The organism is Albidovulum sp., assembly GCF_049646345.1.
GTDB lineage: Bacteria > Pseudomonadota > Alphaproteobacteria > Rhodobacterales > Rhodobacteraceae > Albidovulum.
Genome location: NZ_JBARVQ010000123.1, coordinates 1 through 2,563, shown reverse-complemented (window position 1 = coordinate 2,563; position 2,563 = coordinate 1). Strand labels below are relative to the sequence as shown.

Sequence of the window (2,563 nt, the reverse complement as noted above, 5' to 3'; positions counted from 1 at the left end):
TCAGATTGTCGGAATAGGTGGAGTGGATGCCCCATTTCTGATGCGGCGTGATGAAGTTCAGCACGACATGCGGGCTGCCCTCGGCCGCGTCACTGTTGACGGCCTTGGTGATGGTCTTGAGGTCCACCGGCGGGCGGTAGCCGACAAAGCCCTCGCCGAAGGCGCGCATCCAAAGGTGATCCTGATAGAGCTGCTGGCGGCCCGTAAGGGTCCGCCACGGAATAAGTTCATGCACGTTGGTGTAGCCCGCGTTGTAGCAAACCTCCTCGCTCTCTATCCCCGACCAGGTGGGCGACGAGATGATCTTGCGCGGTTGGGCCGCAATATCGCGGAAGCGAATCTTGGTGTGGTGCGCCCCCTCGGCCAGATGCGCATGGTGGCGCCCGGTTGGTTTCTCTAACTGCTCCCAGGCCTTGACGGCCACCTCGCCGTTGGTCTCGGGCGCAAGCATCAGGATCATTTCCGCCGCGTCGATGGCGGTTTCAAGCTTGGCGTGGCCTTTCGACACGCCATCATCCAGCACTTCGCCGTTCAGGTCGCGCAGATGCTTGACCTCGACCTTGGTGTCCCAGGTGATCCCCTTGCCGCCGTTGCCGAGCTTTTCCAAAAGCGGCCCGACCGAGCTGAACTTCTTGTAGAGGTTCGGATAATCCCGCTCGACCGCGATGTAATTCGGTGCGGTCTTCCCGAGGATCAGGTCGCATTCGCCCTTTTTCCAGTCCTTCACATGGGCTTGCGCCAGTTCGCCGGGGGTGTCGTGCAGCAGCGGAAGCTGCACGATGTCGGTTTCGACCCCGAGAACTTCGGGTGCGACTTCCGAGAATTTGCGGGCGATAGACTTGAAGATCTCCCAGTCCGACTTCGACTCGTATGCAGGGTCCACCGCCGCCTGCAGCGGGTGGATGAACGGGTGCATGTCCGAGGTGTTGAGGTCGTCCTTTTCGTACCAGCTGGCCGTCGGCAGGACGACGTCGGAATAGACCGCCGTCGTCGACATGCGAAAGTCGATGCAGACCAGAAGGTCGAGCTTGCCCTTAGGCGCCTCCTCATGCCAAACGGCCTCCTTCGGCATCACGCCGCCTTCCTCGCCCAGATCCTTGCCCATCACGCCGTGATCGGTGCCCAAGAGGTGCTTGAGGAAATATTCGTGCCCCTTGCCGGACGAGCCGAGCAGGTTCGAGCGCCAGACGAAAAGGTTGCGCGGCCAGTTCTCTGGCGCGTCCGGGTCCTGGCAGGACATTTCCAGATCGCCGGATTTGAGTTGTTCGGCAACGAAGGCCGGAATGTCCTTGCCCGCAGCCTTGGCCTTCTTCGACACTTCCAGCGGGTTAGTCTTGAGTTGTGGCGCCGAGGGCAGCCAACCCATCCGCTCAGCCCGGATGTTGTAGTCGATCAGCGAGATGTCCCAATCGCCTTCCGGTGCGGTCGGCGACAGGATCTCGCCCGCCCGCAGCGTCTCATAACGCCACTGGTCAGTATGGGCATACCAGCAGGAGGTGGAGTTCATGTGCCGCGGCGGGCGGTTCCAGTCCAGCGCGAAGGCCAGAGGCTGCCAACCGGTCTGCGGGCGCAGCTTTTCCTGACCCACGTAATGAGACCAACCGCCGCCCTCTTGGCCGATGCAGCCGCACATCACCAGCATGTTGATGATGCCGCGGTAGTTCATGTCCATGTGATACCAGTGGTTCAGGCCGGCACCGAGGATGACCATGGACTTACCATGGGTCTTTTCGGCGTTACCCGCGAATTCGCGCGCTACGGCGATGATCTTTTCACGCGCAACGCCGGTGATCTTCTCGGCCCAGGCGGGGGTATAGGGGCTGTCATCGTCGAAATCTTTCGACACAAAATCGCCCCCCAACCCCCGGTCAAGACCATAGTTGGCGCAGAAAAGATCGAACACCGTGGCGACCAATACCTCCTTGCCCTTGGCCAACTTCACCCGCCGGGCGGGGATATTGCGGGTCAGCACCTCTGGGTGGTCGCATTTGACGAAATCGCCTGTCGCCGCACCTCCGAAATAGGGGAAATCCACCCCGACCACCTCGTCATGGTCGCCTTCAAGAATCTGGCTCAGACGCAGCCGGGTCTCACCCCCCTTGGCGCGCTCTTCGAGGTTCCATTTCCCCTCCTCGCCCCAGCGGAAGCCGATGGAGCCGTTCGGTGCCACGATCTGTCCCGATGCCTCGTCAAAGGCCACGGTCTTCCAGTCGGGATTGTTGGTTTCGCCCAGCTTGCCGGCGAAATCCTCGGCCCGCAGCATCCGGCCCGGTACCAGGTGGCCGTCCTTTTCATCCAGCCGCACCAGCATGGGCATGTCGGTATATTTGCGCGCGTAATCCTCGAAATACTCAGCCTGCCGGTCGAGGTGGTACTCGCGCAGGATGACATGGCCCATGGCCATCGCCAGCGCCGCATCCGTGCCCGCCTGCGGGTTAAGCCAGATGTCGCCGAACTTGGCAGCCTCGGAATAGTCGGGGCTGACCACGGCGGATTTGGTGCCGCGATAGCGGACCTCGGTGTAGAAATGCGCATCGGGCGTGCGCGTCTGCGGTACGTTGGA

The 2,563-nt window shown here is 61.6% G+C and carries 1 protein-coding gene; it reads right to left on the bottom strand.

The window, feature by feature from the left end; all coding sequences use genetic code 11:
- Positions 1 to 2,563, bottom strand: a 2,563-nt coding sequence (locus WBB85_RS03115) for a nitrate reductase subunit alpha (protein WP_432637161.1), incomplete at both ends; no start/stop codon positions are given.